The sequence below is a fragment of the Sphingomonas sp. RS6 genome, from assembly GCF_054489705.1.
The window spans coordinates 858,503-877,076 of sequence record NZ_JBTMWM010000001.1 but is presented as its reverse complement, the minus strand read 5'-3'; the positions used below and the strand labels follow the sequence as shown (position 1 = coordinate 877,076).

15 protein-coding genes are annotated in these 18,574 nt (G+C 66.8%); 10 read left to right on the top strand and 5 right to left on the bottom strand.

The window, feature by feature from the left end; translation table 11 throughout:
• Window positions 1–2 precede the first annotated feature (2 nt).
• Window positions 3–1,223, bottom strand: coding sequence for an L-rhamnonate dehydratase (gene rhmD / locus ACX40Y_RS04180; RefSeq protein WP_459118262.1), 1,221 nt, complete (start codon window positions 1,221–1,223; stop codon window positions 3–5).
• A gap of 168 nt (window positions 1,224–1,391) precedes the next feature.
• Here rhmD and ACX40Y_RS04175 point away from each other — a divergent pair, with 168 nt between their 5' ends.
• The 10 genes from ACX40Y_RS04175 (at window position 1,392) to bglB (ending at window position 14,253) form a co-directional block, all read left to right on the top strand.
• Window positions 1,392–2,228, top strand: coding sequence for an IclR family transcriptional regulator (locus ACX40Y_RS04175; protein WP_459118261.1), 837 nt, complete (start codon window positions 1,392–1,394; stop codon window positions 2,226–2,228).
• A gap of 21 nt (window positions 2,229–2,249) precedes the next feature.
• On the top strand, window positions 2,250–3,014 hold the full coding sequence (locus tag ACX40Y_RS04170; RefSeq protein WP_459118260.1) for an SDR family NAD(P)-dependent oxidoreductase: 765 nt from the start codon (window positions 2,250–2,252) through the stop codon (window positions 3,012–3,014).
• Entirely contained in the window at window positions 3,011–3,802 is a 792-nt protein-coding gene (locus ACX40Y_RS04165) for a rhamnogalacturonan acetylesterase (protein ID WP_459118259.1), read from the top strand. The genes ACX40Y_RS04170 and ACX40Y_RS04165 overlap by 4 nt, the downstream gene beginning before the upstream one ends.
• 322 nt (window positions 3,803–4,124) lie before the next feature.
• Entirely contained in the window at window positions 4,125–6,005 is a 1,881-nt protein-coding gene (locus ACX40Y_RS04160; RefSeq protein ID WP_459118258.1) for a rhamnogalacturonan lyase, read from the top strand.
• A gap of 15 nt (window positions 6,006–6,020) precedes the next feature.
• Window positions 6,021–7,238 (top strand): rhamnogalacturonan acetylesterase, encoded by a 1,218-nt coding sequence (locus tag ACX40Y_RS04155; RefSeq protein WP_459118257.1) that lies wholly within the window; start codon window positions 6,021–6,023, stop codon window positions 7,236–7,238.
• Window positions 7,239–7,302: 64 nt separating this feature from the next.
• On the top strand, window positions 7,303–8,865 hold the full coding sequence (locus ACX40Y_RS04150; RefSeq protein WP_459118404.1) for a rhamnogalacturonidase: 1,563 nt from the start codon (window positions 7,303–7,305) through the stop codon (window positions 8,863–8,865).
• 15 nt (window positions 8,866–8,880) lie between these two features.
• On the top strand, window positions 8,881–9,195 hold the full coding sequence (locus tag ACX40Y_RS04145; RefSeq protein WP_459118256.1) for an L-rhamnose mutarotase: 315 nt from the start codon (window positions 8,881–8,883) through the stop codon (window positions 9,193–9,195).
• A complete protein-coding gene (locus tag ACX40Y_RS04140; protein ID WP_459118255.1) occupies window positions 9,192–12,176 on the top strand; it encodes a glycoside hydrolase family 35 protein in 2,985 nt (994 codons plus the stop codon). Before ACX40Y_RS04145 ends, ACX40Y_RS04140 begins: the two co-directional genes overlap by 4 nt.
• Window positions 12,173–13,117, top strand: a complete 945-nt coding sequence (locus ACX40Y_RS04135) for an alpha/beta hydrolase (RefSeq protein WP_459118254.1) — start codon at window positions 12,173–12,175, stop codon at window positions 13,115–13,117. The genes ACX40Y_RS04140 and ACX40Y_RS04135 overlap by 4 nt, the downstream gene beginning before the upstream one ends.
• Window positions 13,118–13,200: 83 nt before the next feature.
• Window positions 13,201–14,253 (top strand): beta-galactosidase BglB, encoded by a 1,053-nt coding sequence (gene bglB / locus ACX40Y_RS04130; protein WP_459118403.1) that lies wholly within the window; start codon window positions 13,201–13,203, stop codon window positions 14,251–14,253.
• 36 nt (window positions 14,254–14,289) lie between these two features.
• Here bglB and ACX40Y_RS04125 read toward each other — a convergent pair whose 3' ends face one another.
• The 4 genes from ACX40Y_RS04125 to ACX40Y_RS04110 all read right to left on the bottom strand — a co-directional run bounded on the left by ACX40Y_RS04125 (window position 14,290) and on the right by ACX40Y_RS04110 (window position 18,574).
• Window positions 14,290–15,054, bottom strand: a complete 765-nt coding sequence (locus tag ACX40Y_RS04125; protein WP_459118253.1) for a DUF5672 family protein — start codon at window positions 15,052–15,054, stop codon at window positions 14,290–14,292.
• Window positions 15,051–16,667 (bottom strand): glycosyltransferase, encoded by a 1,617-nt coding sequence (locus ACX40Y_RS04120; RefSeq protein ID WP_459118402.1) that lies wholly within the window; start codon window positions 16,665–16,667, stop codon window positions 15,051–15,053. Before ACX40Y_RS04120 ends, ACX40Y_RS04125 begins: the two co-directional genes overlap by 4 nt.
• A gap of 93 nt (window positions 16,668–16,760) precedes the next feature.
• Window positions 16,761–17,576, bottom strand: coding sequence for a 3-deoxy-manno-octulosonate cytidylyltransferase (locus ACX40Y_RS04115; protein WP_459118252.1), 816 nt, complete (start codon window positions 17,574–17,576; stop codon window positions 16,761–16,763).
• Window positions 17,573–18,574: a KpsF/GutQ family sugar-phosphate isomerase gene (locus ACX40Y_RS04110; protein WP_459118251.1), complete on the bottom strand. Its 1,002-nt coding sequence runs from the start codon at window positions 18,572–18,574 to the stop codon at window positions 17,573–17,575. Before ACX40Y_RS04110 ends, ACX40Y_RS04115 begins: the two co-directional genes overlap by 4 nt.

Sequence of the window (18,574 nt, the reverse complement as noted above, 5' to 3'; positions counted from 1 at the left end):
TCTCAGTGCGTATAGGGTCGATGCATCGCCAGCTCGCGATTGAGCTCGACGCCGAAACCGGGCTTGTCGAGCGCACTCGCGCGGAGTCTGCCATTCTCCGGCACCGGCTCGCCCAGCAATTGCGGATGGAACATCGGCACCACCTCGGTCGGCCCCGGATGCATCATCAGGAACTCGGCAAAGGGCGAGTTGTGACGGGTGATGACGAAATGATAGCTGTAGACCGACGAGCCGTGCGGCACGACCAGCTTGCCGCGCGCATCGGCCAGCGCCGAGATCTTGAGCAGTTCGGTCACGCCGCCGCACCAGCCCACGTCCGGCTGGATGATGTCGCAGCACTCCATCTCCAGCAACATGCGGAAGCCCCAGCGGGTCGCCTCATGCTCGCCGGTGGTGACCAGCATGCCCTTGGGCACGTTGCGCTTCAGCTCGGCATAGCCCCAATAATCGTCGGGGCTGATCGCCTCCTCGATCCATTTGAGGCCATGTTCGTGCGCGGCGATGGCGAGGCGGGTCGCATAATCGACGTCGAGCGCCATCCAGCAATCCCACATCAGCCAGAAGTCGGGGCCGACGCGCGACCGCATTTCCGCCAGCTCGGCGATGTTCTTGTGTAGCCCCTCGATCCCTTCGGCGGGGCCGTGGTGGAGCGGCAGCTTGCCGCCGATGAAGCCCAGCTCCTTGGCGATGTCCGGCCGCGCGCCGGTCGCGTAGAATTGCAGCTCGTCGCGCACCGCGCCGCCGAGCATGTGATAGACCGGCTCGCCGCGCAGCTTGCCGAGCAGATCCCACAGCGCGAGGTCGACGCCGGAAATGGCGTTCACCACCAGACCCTTGCGGCCGTAATATTGGGTCGAGAAGTACATCTGGTCCCAGATCTTCTCATACTCGGTCGGGCTGCGGCCCTCGAGGAAGCGGGCGAGATGCTTCTCGACGATGTAGCAGGCGGGCTCGCCGCCGGTCGTCACCGCAAAGCCGATCGTGCCGTCCTCGGCCTCGATCTCGACGATCAGCGTGCCGAGCACGTTGATGCCGAAGCTCTGCCGCGACTGGCGATATTCGGGGTACCGCGCCATCGGCGTGGCGATGTGATCGTCGATCCAATGGCCTTCGCCCTGGTCGTGATAATCGGCGCCGCCACCGCGAACGGTATAGGCGCGCACCTGTTTGATCCTCGAGAGTCCGGCTGCCACGGCTCGACGCTTCCCCTTACAGACGCCCATCATCCCAGATGGCTGGACGGATTGTGACAATGTGAAATTCGGGCGCGCGTCGTGCCAATATATGGTACGCGGGCGACCAATATCGCGGGTGGAATGCAGCCTTGCTTGGGCTGACCGGCATCCTCCTGATGCTTTACTTTCTCACTTTATGGGATAGGATGTTAATTGATGGAACGATCGACGTCAAATGCAGAAAGCGATGGCGGTGCCGCCCCCGGTGCCGGCAACAGCAAGATCCAGGGCAGCCAGACGCTGGTCCGCGGGCTCGACATGCTCGATCAGGTGATCGATGGGCCGGTGAAGCTCGCCGAATTGTCGGCGCGGATGCGGCTGACGCGTTCGACCACGCACCGGCTGGCCAATGCGCTGATCGATCGCGGATTCCTCAGCTATCTGCCGCGTGACGGCTATCAGTTGGGGCCAAAGCTGATCCAGCTCGGCTTCCTGGCGCAGAGCCAGGCGGATATCGTCCAGATCGCCCGGCCGCGCATGGAGGCGCTGGCCGGTGAAACCGAGGATACGGTGCATCTCGGCCGGCTCGATGCCGATCTCGCGCTCTATCTCGACAAGATCCCCGGCCGCCGCCGCGTCGAAATCTCCAGCCGCATCGGCGATCGCCAGCCGCTCACCTCGACCGGGCTCGGCAAGGCGCTGCTGATCGACGCGCCCGAAAGCGAGTGGGAACGGCTCTACACGGCGGACAAGGCGCGCGGGCAGCAGCATACCGATCACGATCTGTGGCTCACCCGGATGCGCAGCTATGCGAGCGCCGGCCACGCTTATGATCTCGAAGAGAATGAAGACCTGATCCGCTGCGTGGCGGCGCCGGTGCGCGACGTGTCCGGCCGGATCGTCGCGGCGATCAGCGTGTCGAGTGCCGCGCAATATATGGACGACGATCGCATGGCGGCGCTCAGCGCGCAGGTGCGCGGCACGGCGCAGGCGATCAGCACCGATCTCGGCTGGAGCGCAGAGATGCGCCCGCCGCGCAAGCAACGACGATAAACGACGACAAGGAGAGCGTGTGTGAAATTGCTGGAGGGGAAGAGCGTGCTCGTCACCGGCGGATCGACCGGCATCGGCCGCGCCGCCGCGATCGGGGCAGCGCAAGCCGGCGCCGATGTGGCGATCAACTATCACAGCCGCGATGACGATGCCGCGGCCGTGGTCGCCGCGATCGAGGCGATGGGCCGGCGCGGCCTGGCGGTGAAGAGCGATGTCGCCGATCCCGCCACCGCCGGCGATTTCGTATCGCGCGCGGCCGATGCGTTCGGCAAGGTCGACGTGATGGTCTCGAACGCCGGCATCTGCCCGTTCCACGCCTTTCTCGACATGCCGGTGGAAACGGTGCAGCGGACGATGCAGGTCAATCTGCTCGGCGGCTATTTCATGTGCCAGGCGGCGGCGAAGCAGATGGTCGAACAGGGGCATGGCGGCGCCATCGTCGCGGTGTCGTCGATCTCGGCGCTGGTGGGCGGTGAGTATCAGACGCACTACACCCCCACCAAGGCGGGGCTGCATTCGCTGATGCAATCGGCCGCGATCGCGCTGGGGCGGCACGGCATCCGCTGCAACTCGGTGCTGCCGGGCACGATCCTTACCGAGATCAACAAGGACGATCTCGCCGACGAGGAAAAGCGCAAATACATGGAGGGCCGGGTGCCGCTCGGCCGGCTGGGCCAGCCCGAGGATCTTGCCGGGCCGATCGTGTTCCTCGCTTCCGACATGGCGGCCTATGTCACCGGCGCAGCGCTCCTGGTCGATGGCGGCGCGTTCGTGAACCTGCAATGAGGGGGGTATTGCTCGCCGCGGCGGCTTGCCTCGCCGCCTTCGCCGCGCCGGCCGCTGCACAGACCCGGCTGTTCATCGCCAGCGATTCGACCGCACAGCAATATAATGCCGATCGCTACCCCCAGACCGGCTGGGGCCAGATGCTCCATTGCGGCATGACGCCCGACACGGTGGTGGTGAACCGCGCAATCGGCGGCCGCAGCACCAAATCGTTCATCGCCGAAGGCCGCTGGGACGCGCTGATCGCCGAGGCGAAACCAGGCGACGTGGTGCTGATCCAGTTCGGCCATAACGATGCCAGCACCACCAAGCCCGAACGCTATGCGCCCGCCGCGACGCTCTATCGCGACAATCTGTTGCGGATGATCTGGGAAGCGCGCGGCCACGGCCTGGTGCCGGTGCTGGTCACCCCGCCCGTTCGGCGCAATTTCGTGGATGGCAAGGTGAAGGCCGATTTCGCCGCCTATAGCGCGGTGATGCGCGATCTGGTGTCGAGCACCGGCACGCCGCTGCTCGACCTGGAGGCACGCTCGGCCGGGCTGCTCGACCGGCTGGGGCCGGAAGAATCGCGCAAGCTCTATCTGCACTACACCCCGGCAGACAAGGCGCCCGGCTTTCCCAAGGGCATCGACGACGACACCCATTTCAGCGAACTGGGCGCGCGGGCGATGGCCGATCTGGTCGCCCAGGAACTGAAGACGCTCAAGCTGCCGATCGCCGAGCAGGTGCTTCCCGATCGCCCCGACCTGCGCCGCACCGAACCGCTTGGCAGCACCGCCTGCCACTGAGCGTTGGGGGCCCGTGACCCGGACCCTGAAGGCCCTGGCCCGCCGGCCGGGGCCTTTTCTTTGGTCGTGGCGAAGCACGAAAATTGCACTTGGCTACATCGTGGAACTGAGTCATATATATTGGGATTATCTGACAGTTGCTGTCCAGCGAAACGACGACAGCGCCAGAATGGAGGGGACGATGCGCAAGCCTCGCCAATCGACCAGCCGAGCGACCACGCTTTCGGCGCCCGCAGCGCGCACCCCGATCTGATCACCCTCCCCTCGGGCCGCCGCGTCACCCCGGCGGCCCATCTTTTTGCGTCTTCAGGAGCTGCCGACCATGCGTTTCGCCTTTCTCGTCGCCGCACTCGCCACGCTGCCCGGTGCGCCGGGCACCGATCTGCTGAACGACCGGCAGGTCGAGCGGCTGGACCGCGCACTGGTCGCCGTGCCCGCTGCGGGGGGCGGCGTGCATGTCGCGTGGCGGCTGCTCGGCACCGATCCGAACGGGACGCGCTTCACCCTCTACCGTGACGGCAAGCCGATCGCGCGGATCGCCGCCGATCAACCCACCAGCTTCGTCGACAAGGCGGGCACCGCGGCGTCGCGCTACGCCATCGCGGTCGGCGACGCGCGGCCCGGCGCGGCGGTGGCGCCCTGGACGAAAGGCTATCTGCCCGTCCCGCTCGACAAACCGGCCGACCGCACCACGCCCGAGGGCGAATCCTATAGCTACAGCGCCAACGACGTCTCGGTCGGCGATCTCAATGGCGACGGCCGCTACGAACTGATCGTCAAATGGGTCCCTAGCATCGCCAAGGACAATGCCTTTGCCGGTTTCACCGGGGAGACGCTGATCGACGCCTATACGCTGGAGGGCAAGCGGCTGTGGCGGATCGATCTCGGGCGCAACATCCGCTCGGGCGCGCATTATACCCAGTTCATGGTGTTCGATCTCGATGGCGACGGCCGCGCCGAAGTCGCGATGAAGACCGCCGACGGCACCATCGACGGCACCGGCAAGGCGATCGGCGACCCGCGCAAGGACTGGCGTCATGGCGACACAGCCGTCGAGGTGGGCGATCGCACGGGCTCCACCCTCACCAGCGACGGGCGCAAGCTGGCCAATCTCAAGGGCCGCATCCTCGACGGTCCCGAATATCTGGCCGTGTTCGACGGGCGCACCGGCCGGGCGCTGGCCACCGCCCCCTATGCCCCGCCGCGCGGCGGCCGCACCGAGGCGGAGCTGAAGGCGCTATGGGGCGATGGCTATGGCAACCGCTCCGAACGCTACCTGGCGGGCGTCGCCTATCTCGACGGGCATCGCCCCAGCCTGGTGTTCGGCCGCGGCTATTATGCCCGCTCGGCCATCGCCGCCTGGGACTGGCGCGACGGCAAGCTCAGCGAACGCTGGCTGTTCGACAGCGCAACGCCCGGCAACGAGCGTTATGGCGACAACGGCAATCACCAGCTCTCGGTCGCCGATGTCGATGGCGATGGCCGCGACGAGGTGATCTATGGATCGATGGCGGTCGACGATGACGGCAAGGGGCTCTGGTCCTCGGGCCTCGGCCACGGCGATGCCATGCATGTCGGCGATCTCGATCCCACCCGCCCCGGCCTCGAAAAGTTCGGCGTGCATGAGGAAATGCGCCGAAGCGGCAATCGCGGCGCGGCGATGCTCGATGCGCGCACCGGCGAAATGCTCTGGTCCACGCCGGCGGACAAGGACACCGGGCGCGGCATCGCCGCCGATATCGATCCGCGCCGTCCCGGCGCCGAGGCCTGGGCGAGCAACTCGCCCGAGCTGTACGATGCCCGTGGCAAGGTGATCCCCGGCGGCCATCCGCGTGCCGCCAACTTCCGCATCCATTGGGACGGCGATGCGCTGTCCGAACTGCTCGACGGCACCCGCATCACCAAATGGGACTGGACGCGCGGCACCGAGACGCTGCTGCTCGATCCGCCGGGCACCACGTCGAACAATGGCACCAAGCGCAACCCTGCGCTTTCCGCCGATATCCTCGGCGACTGGCGGGAGGAACTGGTGCTGCCGACCACCGACAGCCGCGAGCTGCGCATCTATGCCACGCCCTGGCCCACCGCGATCCGGCTGCCGACGCTGATGCACGATCCGGTCTATCGGCTGGGCATCGCCTGGCAGAACACCGCGTACAACCAGCCGCCGCACCTCTCGTTCGACCTCATGACCCGCAAATAGGCAAGGGTTGACGCGATGTGGATGCTGGCGATGCTCGCCGCCGTGACCGGCCCCCAGACCTTCGATCTCGCCCCCGGCGCGCCGCCCCAGCCGGGCAGCGTCACCGTGGCCGAAGGCACGCCCTATCGGCCCGGCGCCTATGGTTATGAACCCGGCGGGCAAGGTCGGGAGCGGCTGTTCTCGGTCGCCGTGCCCGAGGGCAATTACCGCGTGACGGTGCGGCTGGGAGACACCCATGCCGCCGCCACCACCACGGTAAAGGCCGAATCGCGCCGGCTGATGCTGCGCGCCGTCACCACCGCGCCGGGCCAGTTCATCACCGCCAGCTTCGTCGTCAACGTGCGAACCGCCGCACTGGCCGCGCCCCCCGTCAACGCGCCGGGCGGCACCGCCGTGCGGCTCAACCCGCGCGAGGCGGGCAGCTATAGCTGGGACGACAAGCTCACGCTCGAATTCCTCGGCGATCCGCGCGTGCAACGCATCACCATCGAGCCGGTAACGGTGCCCACCGCCTTCCTGGCCGGCGATTCGACCGTCACCGATCAGCCCGCCGAGCCCGCCGCCAGCTGGGGCCAGATGCTGCCGGCGCTGTTCCGGCCCGATATCGCGGTGGCCAACCATGCCGAATCGGGCGAGACGCTGAAGTCCTTCGTAACCGAACTGCGCTTCGACAAGCTGCTGTCGCAGGTCCGGCCGGGCGACTGGGTGCTGATCCAGTTTGGCCATAACGACCAGAAGGCGCAGTGGCCGCAGACCTATGCCGATCCGGCGATCAGCTATCCCGCTTGGCTGCGCACCTATATTGCCGAGGTGCGGCGGCGCGGCGGCAAGCCGGTGCTCGTCACTTCGCCCGAGCGTCGCAATTTCCAGGGCGGCCGCATCCGCCACACGCTTGCCGACTATGCCGAGGCGATGGGCAAGGTGGCGCGCGAGGAACGCGTGCCGCTGGTCGATCTCCAGGCCGCGACCATCGCGCTGTACGAGGCCTATGGCCCGGCCGAGGCGGCGAGGCTGTTCAACGATGACGGCCGCGACCGGACGCATCATGACAATCAAGGCGCCTGGCTGCTCGCCCGCGCGGTGGCGGCAGGACTGGCCGAGGCAGCGCCGGAGCTGGGCGCGCATCTCTTTGACGACGCCCGACGCTTCGATCCCGCGCACCCCCCGGCGATCGAAAGCCTCGGACTGACGCCCAGCCTGACCGCCAGCACCGAACGCCCGGCAGGCAACTGATGGCAACCCCCAATTTCTCGCCGGAACGGGGAGGGGGACCGCGCCGAAGGCTTCGTGGAGGGGGATCGCCACGCGCGAGACCTCTGTTGAGAGCCCCCTCCACCATGCTTCGCATGGTCCCCCTCCCCGTTCCGGGGAGGATCTGATCCGCACCGGTCTCGTCCTCGACGTCCGCGCGCATGGCGCGCTCGGCGACGGCGTTGCGCTGGACGGCCCGGCCGTCGCCGCCGCCCTGGCCGCCGCGCACAAGGCAGGCGGCGGCATCGTCCTGCTCCCGCCCGGCACGTACCGCAGCTTCTCGCTCCGCCTGCCCAGCCGCGTCACCCTCGCGATCGAGGCCGGCGCAACCCTGCTCGCCGCCACGCCCGGCCCCGACGGTGCCTATGACCTGCCCGAGGATCGCGGCCCGCAGCTTTATCAGGATTTCGGCCACAGCCATTGGCACAACAGCCTGATCTGGGCTGAGGATGCCGAGGACATCGCGATCCTCGGCAAGGGCCGGATCGACGGCGCCGGCCTCACCCGCAACGGCCCCGGCACCCCTTGGCGCGCCCAGCGCGGCGAGCGCCCGCTTTCGATGGCGGCGATGACCGCAGCGCAGGTCGCGACGCTCGAGCCCGATGCAGCCGCGATGCGCGGCCAGGGCAACAAGGCGATCGCGCTTGTCCGCTGCCGCCGCGTGGGAATCGCGGACCTGACGATCCTGCGCGCGGGCCATTTCGCGATCCTGGCGAGCGAGGTGGACGATCTCGCCTGCACCGGCCTGACGATCGACACCAATCGCGACGGCATCGATCTCGACGGGGTGCGCCGCGCCACCGTCTCGCATTGCCGGGTCAACACGCCCAATGACGACGGAATCGTGCTCAAGACCAGCCTCGCACTCGGCCGCACGAACTGCGAGGACGTGACGATCGAGCATTGCACCGTCTCCGGCTTCGATCCCGGCACGCTGCTCGACGGCAGCCATGGCCGCACCCAGCAACTGGCGCCGGATCTGGACCGCGTCACCGGCCGCATCAAGCTCGGCACCGAAAGCAATGGCGATTTCCGCCGCATCCGCATCCGCAACTGCCGCTTCGTGCGCAGCCGGGGGCTGGCGATCGAAAGCGTCGATGGCGGCACGATCGAGGATCTGCACGCCGACAATCTGGCAATGGAAGACGTGACCAGCGCACCGCTGTTCGTCCGGCTCGGCGCGCGGCTGCGCGGGCCGGCGGGCACCACGATCGGCGCGATACGCGGCGTTCGCCTGCAGGGCATCACCGCAACCGGCGTGGACCCGCGCTTCGCCGCGATCCTCGCCGGCCTGCCCGATCACCCGATCGAGGCCGTGCACCTCGCCGACATCGCGCTCCACTTCACCGGCGGGTTCGCGGGCGCCGCACCCGCGCCGCCGCCCGAACGGGCCGATGCCTATCCCGAGCCGAGCATGTTCGGCCCGACCCCCGCCTGGGGCCTGTGGGCGCGCCATGTCCGGGGGCTGTCCGCCGTGCGCCTATCGCTCACCCGCGACGGCGCCGATGCACGGCCGCCGCTGCTGCTCGACGACGCCGACGCCGCGCGGATCGCATTTGACGCAGCCGAGCCGCATTGCTACCATATCGTGCATAACAGTTCCACATAGTGGCGCGGAGGGGAAATGCAGGTACAGGCGTTCCGGATGCAGCTCAAGCCGGGCATGGCAGAGGAATATAAGGCACGCCACGACGCGATCTGGCCCGAACTCGCCGCGCTGCTGCACGACGCCGGCATCCGCGACTATTCGATCTTTCTCGACGAGGCGACCGGCGCGCTGTTCGCGGTGCTGAAGCTCACCGACGATGCCACCAACGATCAGCTGCCTGCCCATCCGGTGATGCGCCGCTGGTGGGACCAAATGGCGCCGTTGATGGAAGTGGAGCCCGACAACAAGCCCTGCGAATGGCCGCTCCGCCCGGTGTTCCACCTGCCATGATCCGCGCCGCCCTGCTCGCCTCGAGCCTGCTCGTCGCCCTGCCCGCCGCCGCGCAGGAAGCGCGGCCCACCGCCAATCTCGCCGCGCCGGTCAAGACCTTCGGCCGCGTCTCGTTCGACGCGCGCTCGCTGATGATCGACGGCAAGCGGCTGGTGATCTGGTCGAGCGAGATGCACGCCTTCCGCCTGCCCTCGCCCGATCTGTGGCGCGACGTGCTGCAGAAGATGAAGGCGAGCGGGTTCAACACCGTCGCGCTCTATCTCGACTGGGGGTTCCATAGCCCGAAACCGGGCGTGTACGACTTTTCCGGCATCCGCGACATCGATCGGCTGCTGACGATGGCGGGGGAGGAAGGGCTCTACGTCATCACCCGCGCCGGCCCCTATGTGAATGCGGAGCTGACGCGCGGCGGCTTTCCCGGCTGGCTGGTCAACCAGCGCGCGCGCGCACGCACCGATGATCCCGACTATATGGCCGCCGCCGACGAGTGGCTGACCCAGGTCAACGCGATCATCGCGCGGCACCAGATCAACGGCGACGGCAAGGGCCATCGCGGCACCGTGATCCTCCACCAGATCGAGAACGAACTGGCGCTGACCACGCCCGCCCAGCGCCGCTATATGGACCATCTCTACGCCAAGGCGCGCGCCGACGGCATCAACGTGCCGATCTTCCACAACGATCAGGGGCGCAACGGCTATTGGGTGCCGAACGGCGCCGATGTCGACAAGACGGTCGAAGGCCCCACCGACCTTTATGCGTTCGACGGCTATCCCGGCGGCACCTGCACCGTGGGCGGCAGGCCGACGCGCGGATCGGCGGCGCCCGATTGGGGCTTTTATGGCCCCGGCGGGGCGAAGGGCGGCGCGTCGGCCTCGCCCAATACGCCCGGCTTCCTCGCGGAATTCGGCGGTGGCTGGTTCGATTACTGGGGCTCGAACGGCGGCTATGACTGCAACGCGATCCAGCGGGGCAAGCGCTTCCAGCGGGTGTTCTACGGCACCAATCTGGCCAACGGCATTTCGATCCAGAGCTTCTATATGGGCTTTGGCGGCACCAGCTGGGGCTGGCTGCCAGCACCTGTGGTGTTCACCAGCTATGACTATGGCGCGGCGATCGACGAGACCCGCGCGCTGCGCCCCAAGGCCGAGGAGCTGAAACAGCTCGCCGGGCTGATCCAGAGCGTCCCCGATCTGGCGGGCATGGTGCCCGCCGGGCCGGTGCAGGTCTCCTCGGAGCACATCCAGGTCTATCACAACAAGAGCCCGGAGAGCGACGCGCGCTTCCTGCTCGTCACCCACAAGCCGTCGAACGGCCGCAGCGACGATCGCTTCGTCCTCGGCGCCGATCTGCCCGATGGCCGCTATGCCTGGGACATGCAGCTGAACGGCTTCGATGCCAAATGGCTGGTCGCGGGGGTGACGCTGGGCGGCCAGCGACTCGTCTATTCCAGCTCCGAACTCCAGGCGGCGCTGCGCCAGGACGGGCGCGACCTGCTGCTGCTCTATGGCCGCACCGGCGAGCCGGGCGAGACGGTGCTGCGCTATGCCTCGGCGCCCAAGGTGGAGGTGCTGGAGGGCACGGCGGAATCGCACTTCGATGCCACGCGCGGCGACCTGAAGCTGCGCTACACGCATGACGGCCTCACCCGGCTGCGCCTCACCGGCGGCGGCCGGCCCGATTCGACGCTGCTGATCGGCGACGAGGCCGAGGGCGCGCGCTTCTGGCGCATCGGCCACACGCTGGTGCGCGGCCCCGCGCTCGTGCGCCATGCGACACCGTCAGGCGCCACGCTGGCGCTGACCGGCGACACCGACGCGCCCAGCCCGCTCGAAGTCTGGGCGCCCGCTACGATCCGCTCCCTCCGCTGGAACGGCACGGCCGTCGCCGCGACGCGCACCGCCTCCGGCAGCCTGCGTGCCACCGCGCCGCTCCCCGGCCCGGCGCCGATCACGCTGCCCACGCTCGCCTGGGTCTCCGCCCCCGGCACGCCCGAGGCCGCCCCCGATTTCGACGACAGCGGCTGGCAGGCGATCGATCGTCGCGCCTATGCCAGCATCACCGCGCGGCCCGATGGCGAACCCAACATGCTGATGGACGCCTATGGCTTCCACGAAGGCGATGTCTGGTATCGCGGCCGGTTCGACGGCAGCCCCGCCGCCGAGCGCATCCGCATCCATTATGGCGCGGGCGGATCGGGCATGCTCCAGCTGTTCCTCGACGGGCGCCTGATCGGCCAGCACGAACTGCCCGGCGGCCTCCCTCGCCCGATCACCACCGGCGTCGCCGAATTCGCGCTGCCAGAGGCTGCGCGCGCACCGGGCGCCCATGCCCTGTCGGTGATGGTCCGCAACAACGGCCATAGCTGGGATCTCGACGCCGACGATTTCCACAAGGAAGCGCGTGGGCTGGTCTTCGCCTCGGTCGAGCCTGCCGCCGGCCCCAGCTTCGCCGTGCCGGTCACCTGGAAGATCCAGGGCCGCAAGGGCGGCGAGGACCTGCCCGATCCGGTGCGCGGCGTCGCCAACAATGGCGGCCAATATGGCGAGCGGATGGGCTGGCACCTGCCCGGCTTCGACGATCGCGGCTGGCAGTCGGCGGCGCCGGCAGCCCCCGGCACGACCTGGTACCGCAGCCGTTTCACGCTCGATGTACCGAAGGGGCAGGACGCGACGATCGGCGTCGCGTTCGGCGACACGACCAAGCCGCGATCACCGGATGCGCGATACCGCTTGCTGATCTTCATCAATGGATGGAACATGGGGCAGTTCATCGCCCATGTCGGCCCGCAGCGCATCTTCCCGGTGCCCGAGGGCATTCTCAACCATCGCGGCACGAACAGCATCGCGCTCGCCGTCACTTCGGACGGTGCGCCCGGCAACACGCTGGAGCCGGTGCGGCTGGTTACGCTACGCAATGTCCGCGGCGGCCTGCCGGTGGCGATGGTGCCCGCGCCGCAACGCCCGGAGGAGCTGCAATGATCACCCGCCGCAGCCTGCTCGCCGCCTCTGCCGCAGCAACCGCCGCCGCTGCGCTGCCCGCCCGCGCCGCGCCGATCGAGCGGCTGCCGCTCTGGCCCGGCCCACCGCCCGGCGGCGAGGGCGTCACCGTCACGGACCAATGGGTCAAGCGCTCGCCCACCGGCGGCGAGGACGATATCGCCTGGCCGCATGTCGCCACGCCGATGCTCAACGTCGTGCCGGCCGCCCGACCCGATGGCTCGGCGCTGCTGATGATCCCCGGCGGCGGCTATGCCCGCGTCGCGCTGGGGCGGCAGGGATCGGATATCGCCCGCCACTTCGCCGCGCGCGGCACCACGGTGTTCGAGCTGCTCTACCGCCTGCCGCATGACGGCTGGGCGGCGGGGCCAGACGCCCCGCTCCAGGACGCACAGCGCGCGATGCGACTGATCCGCGCCGGGGCGGCACGCTGGAACATCGATCCGGCCCGCGTCGGCGCGATGGGCTTTTCCGCCGGCGGCCACCTCACCGCCCGGCTCGGCAGCCGCGCCGGCCTCGCCACCTATACGCCCGTCGACGCAGCCGACCGGCTCTCCGCCCGGCCGGTCGCGCTCGGCCTGTTCTTCCCGGTCATCACCCTGCGCCTGCCCGAGGCGCATGGCGGGTCGCGCAAGGAACTGCTCGGTCCCAGCCCCAGCGAGGCGCAGGTCCGCCGCTTCTCCGCCGAAAGCGATCTGCCGGCCGACATGCCCTCCACGCTCGTGGCGCATGCCGCGAACGACCCGGCGGTGCCGCCGGCCAACAGCCTCATCATGTTCACAGCGCTTCAGGCGGCGAAGATCCCGTCCGAGCTGATGATCTTCGAAAAGGGCGGCCACGGCCTGCCCCTGATCGAGCCCGACGGCTCGCCCCATCCCTGGCCCGGCCTGTTCGATCGCTTCGCGCGCCGCCACGGCCTCTAACCCCCTTCACCCACGGAGAATATCCCTTGGCCGCCTCGCACGACATTCCCCACAGCCTGGTCACGCAGAAGATCGCGCTGCTGATGGACAATCTCGTCCACATCAAGGACGAGACCGGCGAGTTCCTGCTCCACCTCGAAGACGGTCGCATCATCGACACCAAGGGCTGGGCCGGCTGGGAATGGACCCACGGCGTCGGCCTGTTCGGCATGTGGCGCTATTTCGAGCAGACGAACGACCAGAAGGCGCTGGGCATCATCAAGCATTGGTTCGCCGATCGCTTCGCCGAGGGCACGCCGACCAAGAACATCAACACGGTCGCCCCCTTCCTCACGCTCGCCTGGCTGTACGAGCACGCGCCCGATCCCAGCTACCTGCCCTATCTCGACACCTGGGCCGAATGGCTGATGGCACCCGACGGGCTGCCCAAGACCGAGGAGGGCGGCTTCCAGCACATCGTCTATAATGACGAGAATCCCGGCGAGCTGTGGGACGACACGCTGATGATGAGCGTGCTGCCGCTCGCCAAGATCGGGCTGCTGCTGGGACGCCCGCATTATGTGGAGGAGGCCAAGCGCCAGTTCCTCGTCCACATCAAATATCTGTTCGACAAGAAGACGGGTCTGTGGTTCCACGGCTGGGATTTTGGCGGCCGGCACAATTTCGCCGAGGCGCTATGGGCGCGCGGCAATTGCTGGGTGACGATCGCGATCCCCGAGATCATCGAGATCCTCGATCTTCCCGAGGGCGACGCCTTCCGCACCTTCCTGATCGACACGCTTGCCGCACAGGTGAAGACGCTTGGCCAGACGCAGGACGAAAGCGGCCTGTGGCACACGCTGGTGATGGACCCGACCAGCTATCTCGAAGCCTCGGCCACGGCCGGCTTCGCCTATGGCATCCTCAAGGCGGTGCGAAAGGGCTATCTGCCGCGCACCTATGAGGCGGTGGGCCTGAAGGCGGTGCGCGGCGTGCTCGCGAACATCGACGAGAAGGGCGAGCTGCAACAGGTGAGCTTCGGCACTGCGATGGGCGACACGCTGCAATTCTACAAGGACATCCGCCTCACCTCGATGCCCTATGGCCAGAGCCTGGCGATCTGCGCGCTGGGCGAATTGCTGCGGACCTATATCTGATCGGTGACGCCAAGGCGTAGCAAGACGATGGAAGCGTTACGCCCGCCGTCCCTTGATTCCGTCATGTAGCAACGCCGCGACGCGCACCGGATTGGCGCCCCGCGACACCAGTCCGGCTGCGATCTTCCACTTGTCGTGATACACGCTCTTCCGGTCGTCGAGGCTTCGGTACATCCTGAAGAAGCTGGCCGGGTCCACCTCGCGGGGAAGATTGAACGCGCCGTGAAATCCGAATGTCTCGTTCGGAACACGCTCACGTTCATAGGAGAAGCGTCGCGCCACGGCTTCGGGCGCAAAGCGGAAGGCCTTGCCGTTCTCGAGCAGCGCGCGATTCGCTTGGCATATGCTCAAATCTTCCGGGTGCGACGGCTTGAAGTCCGGCGCTGCGCAGGCCTCTAAAAGGGCACGGCTGCGCAACGAGAAGCCGCCATTGCCCATGTTCCAGGGGTGATCGTGGTGCGGCCATATGGCCCCGATATAGTCATAATCCAGGAACTGAGGCTCCCACCGATGCGGATTGATGACAAAGCCGTCCCATTGAACCAGCAACGCGTGACCCGTCGAGATATAGTTGACGAGTTCTTTCAGGATGAACAGCGAATAAGCCTTCGCGCTGTCGATCTTGGGAATCTTGACGACATCGATGCCATCACCGCAGCCGATCTCGGCATCGGTGATCAACAGCACTCGCGCAAACGTCGCGCCGCGCATCGATACGCGAAGGGCGGCAACCGTCGCCGCAATGTTGGTAGAGGTGACCGCACATAGTGTCACGCTGGACAGATCGACTGGCTTCGTCATGGCTTGAGGACGAACTGCTCGCTGTACTGGCTCAGGAACGCGTGATGGTAAGGGTCGACGGCGCCCTCAGTTTGCCACTTCGTCTTCAGTGCAGCGAGTTCAGACGCAAATCGATCCCGGTTCTTGCGCGAGCTGTCCTTGCCACGCGATTTGGACTCGTGATGGATGAGCGTCGCTCGCGGTTCATAGAGCGATTGCCAGCCTTTCGCATTGAGCTTCAGGCACAAATCGACGTCATTGAATGCAACCGGGAATGCCCGTTCGTCAAAGCCTCCCACCGCAAGGAAGCGCTCCCGGTCGACGACCATGCACGCCGCGGTGACGGCGGACACGAACTGGGGGATGGCGTGGCGGCGGAAATAGCCGGTTTCGTTCGGACGAAGTCCGCGATGGGCATGCGCCGCGCCGCCGCCGACGCCGATCACCACGCCAGCATGTTGCAGCGAGCCGTCGGGGTAAAGCAGTTGAGCCCCCACCGCGCCGACGTCCGCGCGCTTCGCCTGCTCGGCAAGTATCGCGAGCCACGCCGGGTCGACGATCTCAATGTCGTTGTTGAGAAAACAAATCAGCCCGCTGTTCGCGTGCGCCGCCGCGGCGTTGTTGAGCCTCGAATAGTTGAACGGTCCCGTATCTCGCATCACCGCATGGCACGAACTAGCATTCTCCCATTGTTCGAGAAAGCGCAGCGTCCGCGCCTCGACCGAGCCATTGTCGATCACGATCACGGACATGTTTGAGTAGGCCGTCGCGTTCACGCCGGACAGGCATTTCTCAAGATAGTCGAGCTTGTCGCGCGTCGGCACGATGATCGTGACCGCTGGCTGATCGTCCGACAGAGTAAATGGTGGCACGACTGGCTCGGGCCGATCACGCCGGTGGTGCATCACCCCCGTCAGGTGATGCGGCGCTGGCACAGCCACGCCAGCAAGCGCATGGACGATGTACTGCCACCAGCCTGGCCCTTGGGCAGCGGCAAGCGCCAGATGCGAACCGTCGACGCGGGCGGCGCAACTATAGGTCAGAAAGTCGTGATGCTTGAAAAGCTCTGCGTTGAAGCGAGGCTTGAAATGCGGCGAATATCGTCGTCCGCGTGCATCGATTGCATCGTCATCGGCATAGACGATCGCCGATGCTGTTTCCGCAGTCGCACCGGCATAGGCTTGCAGAAACGTCGGAGCAACCAGATCGCCCGAACGCAGAACCGCGAGCCAGAACCTGCCGCCGTCGGGATTCAGATCGGCGTGATCGCAGCGTTCGATCCAGTCGATGTCGGCGATGCCGGCATACAAGGGATCGGACGCCTCGCTGCGCACGAAAATTCGTTGCTTCCATCCCGCCGAACGCAGCGAACGGACGGTCTGGTCGAGCGCGCGCCCAGGCTGATGCTCGACCACGATCTGGAAGTGCCGACCATCAGGCAAGGTTTTCAGATCACCGGGCGCCGCCCGCGGCTCGGATCGTCGGCACCAGATGCGGTAGGCGAGCGGCGGCCGCCCCAGCAAAGGCTCCAGGATACCGCGTGCCCGCACCCGCTTCCCCCACAGGCGCCAATAGGCACCGGTCGCGTAGCGCCAGGGCTGCGACAGCAGGGCCTGCACATGGAGAACGATCACCTCGACCAAGGCCCGCATCCGCATTCAGTCACGGCCTGAGCGTCAAACAAGCAATGGCGGCGCTGCGCTCCGGAGCGATGCTGGTCAAGGCGGTCAATCGATTCCCAGCGTCACGAACTCGCGCTCGATAGCGGGAATATCGCTTCGGTTGTTCAATTCGATCGAGTTCCACGCAAGCGCATCGATCGTCAGGACGGACACGCGCAAGCCCATGTGCAGAAACCTGAGCTGCTCCAGGCCCTCGGCGAGCTCCAACGCCGAAGCCGGCAGGGCTGCATAATGGCGAAGCGCTTCCGGTCGATAGGCATACACGCCGAGATGAACGTGCACGTCCGGCCGCTCGCCGCTCGCACCTTGCGGCAGATAGGGCAGCACCCGTTTAGAGAAGTAAAGGGCGTCGCCTGCCGCATTGACGGTCACCGTCGTCCCGCCCACGCGGCCGGCATCGGCATCCGACAACAGATGCTCAACCATCAGATCGGATGCTCGCACCGCCGGGGTGGCCATGGCGATGCCGGAATCGGCCGCAAGCCGGGCGACCAGCTCGGGCACCAGCGCCGCCGGTGACAGCGGAGCATCACCCTGCAGGTTGACGATCACTTCGACCGCATCGCCGACCGATCTCAGCGCGTCCGCGCATCGCTCGGTACCGTTTGCGCAGTCGGGCGAGGTCATGATCACCTCGCCGCCAAATGCCGTAACAGCATCGGCAATGCGATCATCGTCCGTGGCGACCCAGACGCCGCTCGCCCCCGGCACGCGCATCGCGCATTCCCAGCTGCGCTGAATAAGCGACTTCTGTTGCCCGCTGGCGCCCGTGAGCATGGCGAGTGGCTTTCCGGGATAACGCGTGGATGCATATCGCGCCGGAATGATAATTGCGAAGCTCGGCAGCGACGACATCGTCATGCGAGACCCATCCGCAGAAAATCGTGCACGTGCACGATCCCGATCGGTCGAGGGTGTCCGTCGCATTCTTCGCAGACAAAGGCGCAAGTGATCTTTTGCTCGTGCAGGAAGCGCAACGCATCCTCGGCCAAGACATCCGCAGCGATGATCTTGGGCGCGCGCGACATGACGCCTTCTGCCCGGGCTTGCTGCAATCCGTCGAAATGACGCCGGATATCACCATCCGTGATCACGCCGAGCAGCGCACCGGACGGGTCGACGACACCTGCGATACCGAAGCCGCCCACCGTCATCACGCTGATGACTGCTTTCATTTCCTCTGCCGGCTTGACCAGCGGCAGCCGCGCGGGACCGTGCATCACCTCGCCGACCGAGGTCAGTCGCAGGCCGATCGCGCCACCGGGATGAAGCGCCTTCATTCCGTCGCGGGAGAAGCCCCGCGTATCCATCACCGCCATTGCAATGGCATCGCAAAGCGCGAGTTGCATCGTCGTCGATGTTGTCGGCGCGATGTTTGCTGCGCACGCCTCGCGCATCGCCGGCACGGCAAGCTTCACGTCGGCGAATTGCATGACCAGCGACTCAAGCCTGGAAGCAATGCCGATCACCGGCACTTCGATCGCGCGTGCATATTGCAGGAACGGCCTGAGTTCGGTGGTGTTGCCCGAATTGGAGATCACAACCAACACGTCTCCGGGCACAAGCATTCCCAGATCGCCATGCGCGGCTTCGGCGGGGTGTACATAGCTGGACGGGGTTCCGGTGGCCGAAAGCGTTGCGGCGAACTTCCGGCCGATATGGCCGGACTTGCCCATCCCGGTGATGACCACCCGGCCTCGGACTGCCAGGATCGTCTCGCAGGCGCTGGCGAACCGTTCGTCCAACGATTCGGCGAGCTTCGCGAGTGCCTCCTGCTCAATGTTCACAACGTCGATGCCGCGGCCGATCAAGCGCCGGGACTTTTCGTCCGAATTCAACAAGAACGCGGCTGCATCCAT

Coding starts and splice junctions, on each gene's coding strand:
- ACX40Y_RS04155 (WP_459118257.1), top strand. CDS start 6,021: ATGTGGATGCTGGCGATGCTCGCCGCCGTGACCGGCCCCCAGACCTTC.
- ACX40Y_RS04160 (WP_459118258.1), top strand. CDS start 4,125: ATGCGTTTCGCCTTTCTCGTCGCCGCACTCGCCACGCTGCCCGGTGCG.
- ACX40Y_RS04165 (WP_459118259.1), top strand. CDS start 3,011: ATGAGGGGGGTATTGCTCGCCGCGGCGGCTTGCCTCGCCGCCTTCGCC.
- ACX40Y_RS04135 (WP_459118254.1), top strand. CDS start 12,173: ATGATCACCCGCCGCAGCCTGCTCGCCGCCTCTGCCGCAGCAACCGCC.
- ACX40Y_RS04125 (WP_459118253.1), bottom strand. CDS start 15,054: ATGACGAAGCCAGTCGATCTGTCCAGCGTGACACTATGTGCGGTCACC.
- rhmD (WP_459118262.1), bottom strand. CDS start 1,223: ATGGGCGTCTGTAAGGGGAAGCGTCGAGCCGTGGCAGCCGGACTCTCG.
- ACX40Y_RS04115 (WP_459118252.1), bottom strand. CDS start 17,576: ATGACGATGTCGTCGCTGCCGAGCTTCGCAATTATCATTCCGGCGCGA.
- ACX40Y_RS04110 (WP_459118251.1), bottom strand. CDS start 18,574: ATGGATGCAGCCGCGTTCTTGTTGAATTCGGACGAAAAGTCCCGGCGC.
- bglB (WP_459118403.1), top strand. CDS start 13,201: ATGGACAATCTCGTCCACATCAAGGACGAGACCGGCGAGTTCCTGCTC.
- ACX40Y_RS04145 (WP_459118256.1), top strand. CDS start 8,881: ATGCAGGTACAGGCGTTCCGGATGCAGCTCAAGCCGGGCATGGCAGAG.
- ACX40Y_RS04140 (WP_459118255.1), top strand. CDS start 9,192: ATGATCCGCGCCGCCCTGCTCGCCTCGAGCCTGCTCGTCGCCCTGCCC.
- ACX40Y_RS04175 (WP_459118261.1), top strand. CDS start 1,392: ATGGAACGATCGACGTCAAATGCAGAAAGCGATGGCGGTGCCGCCCCC.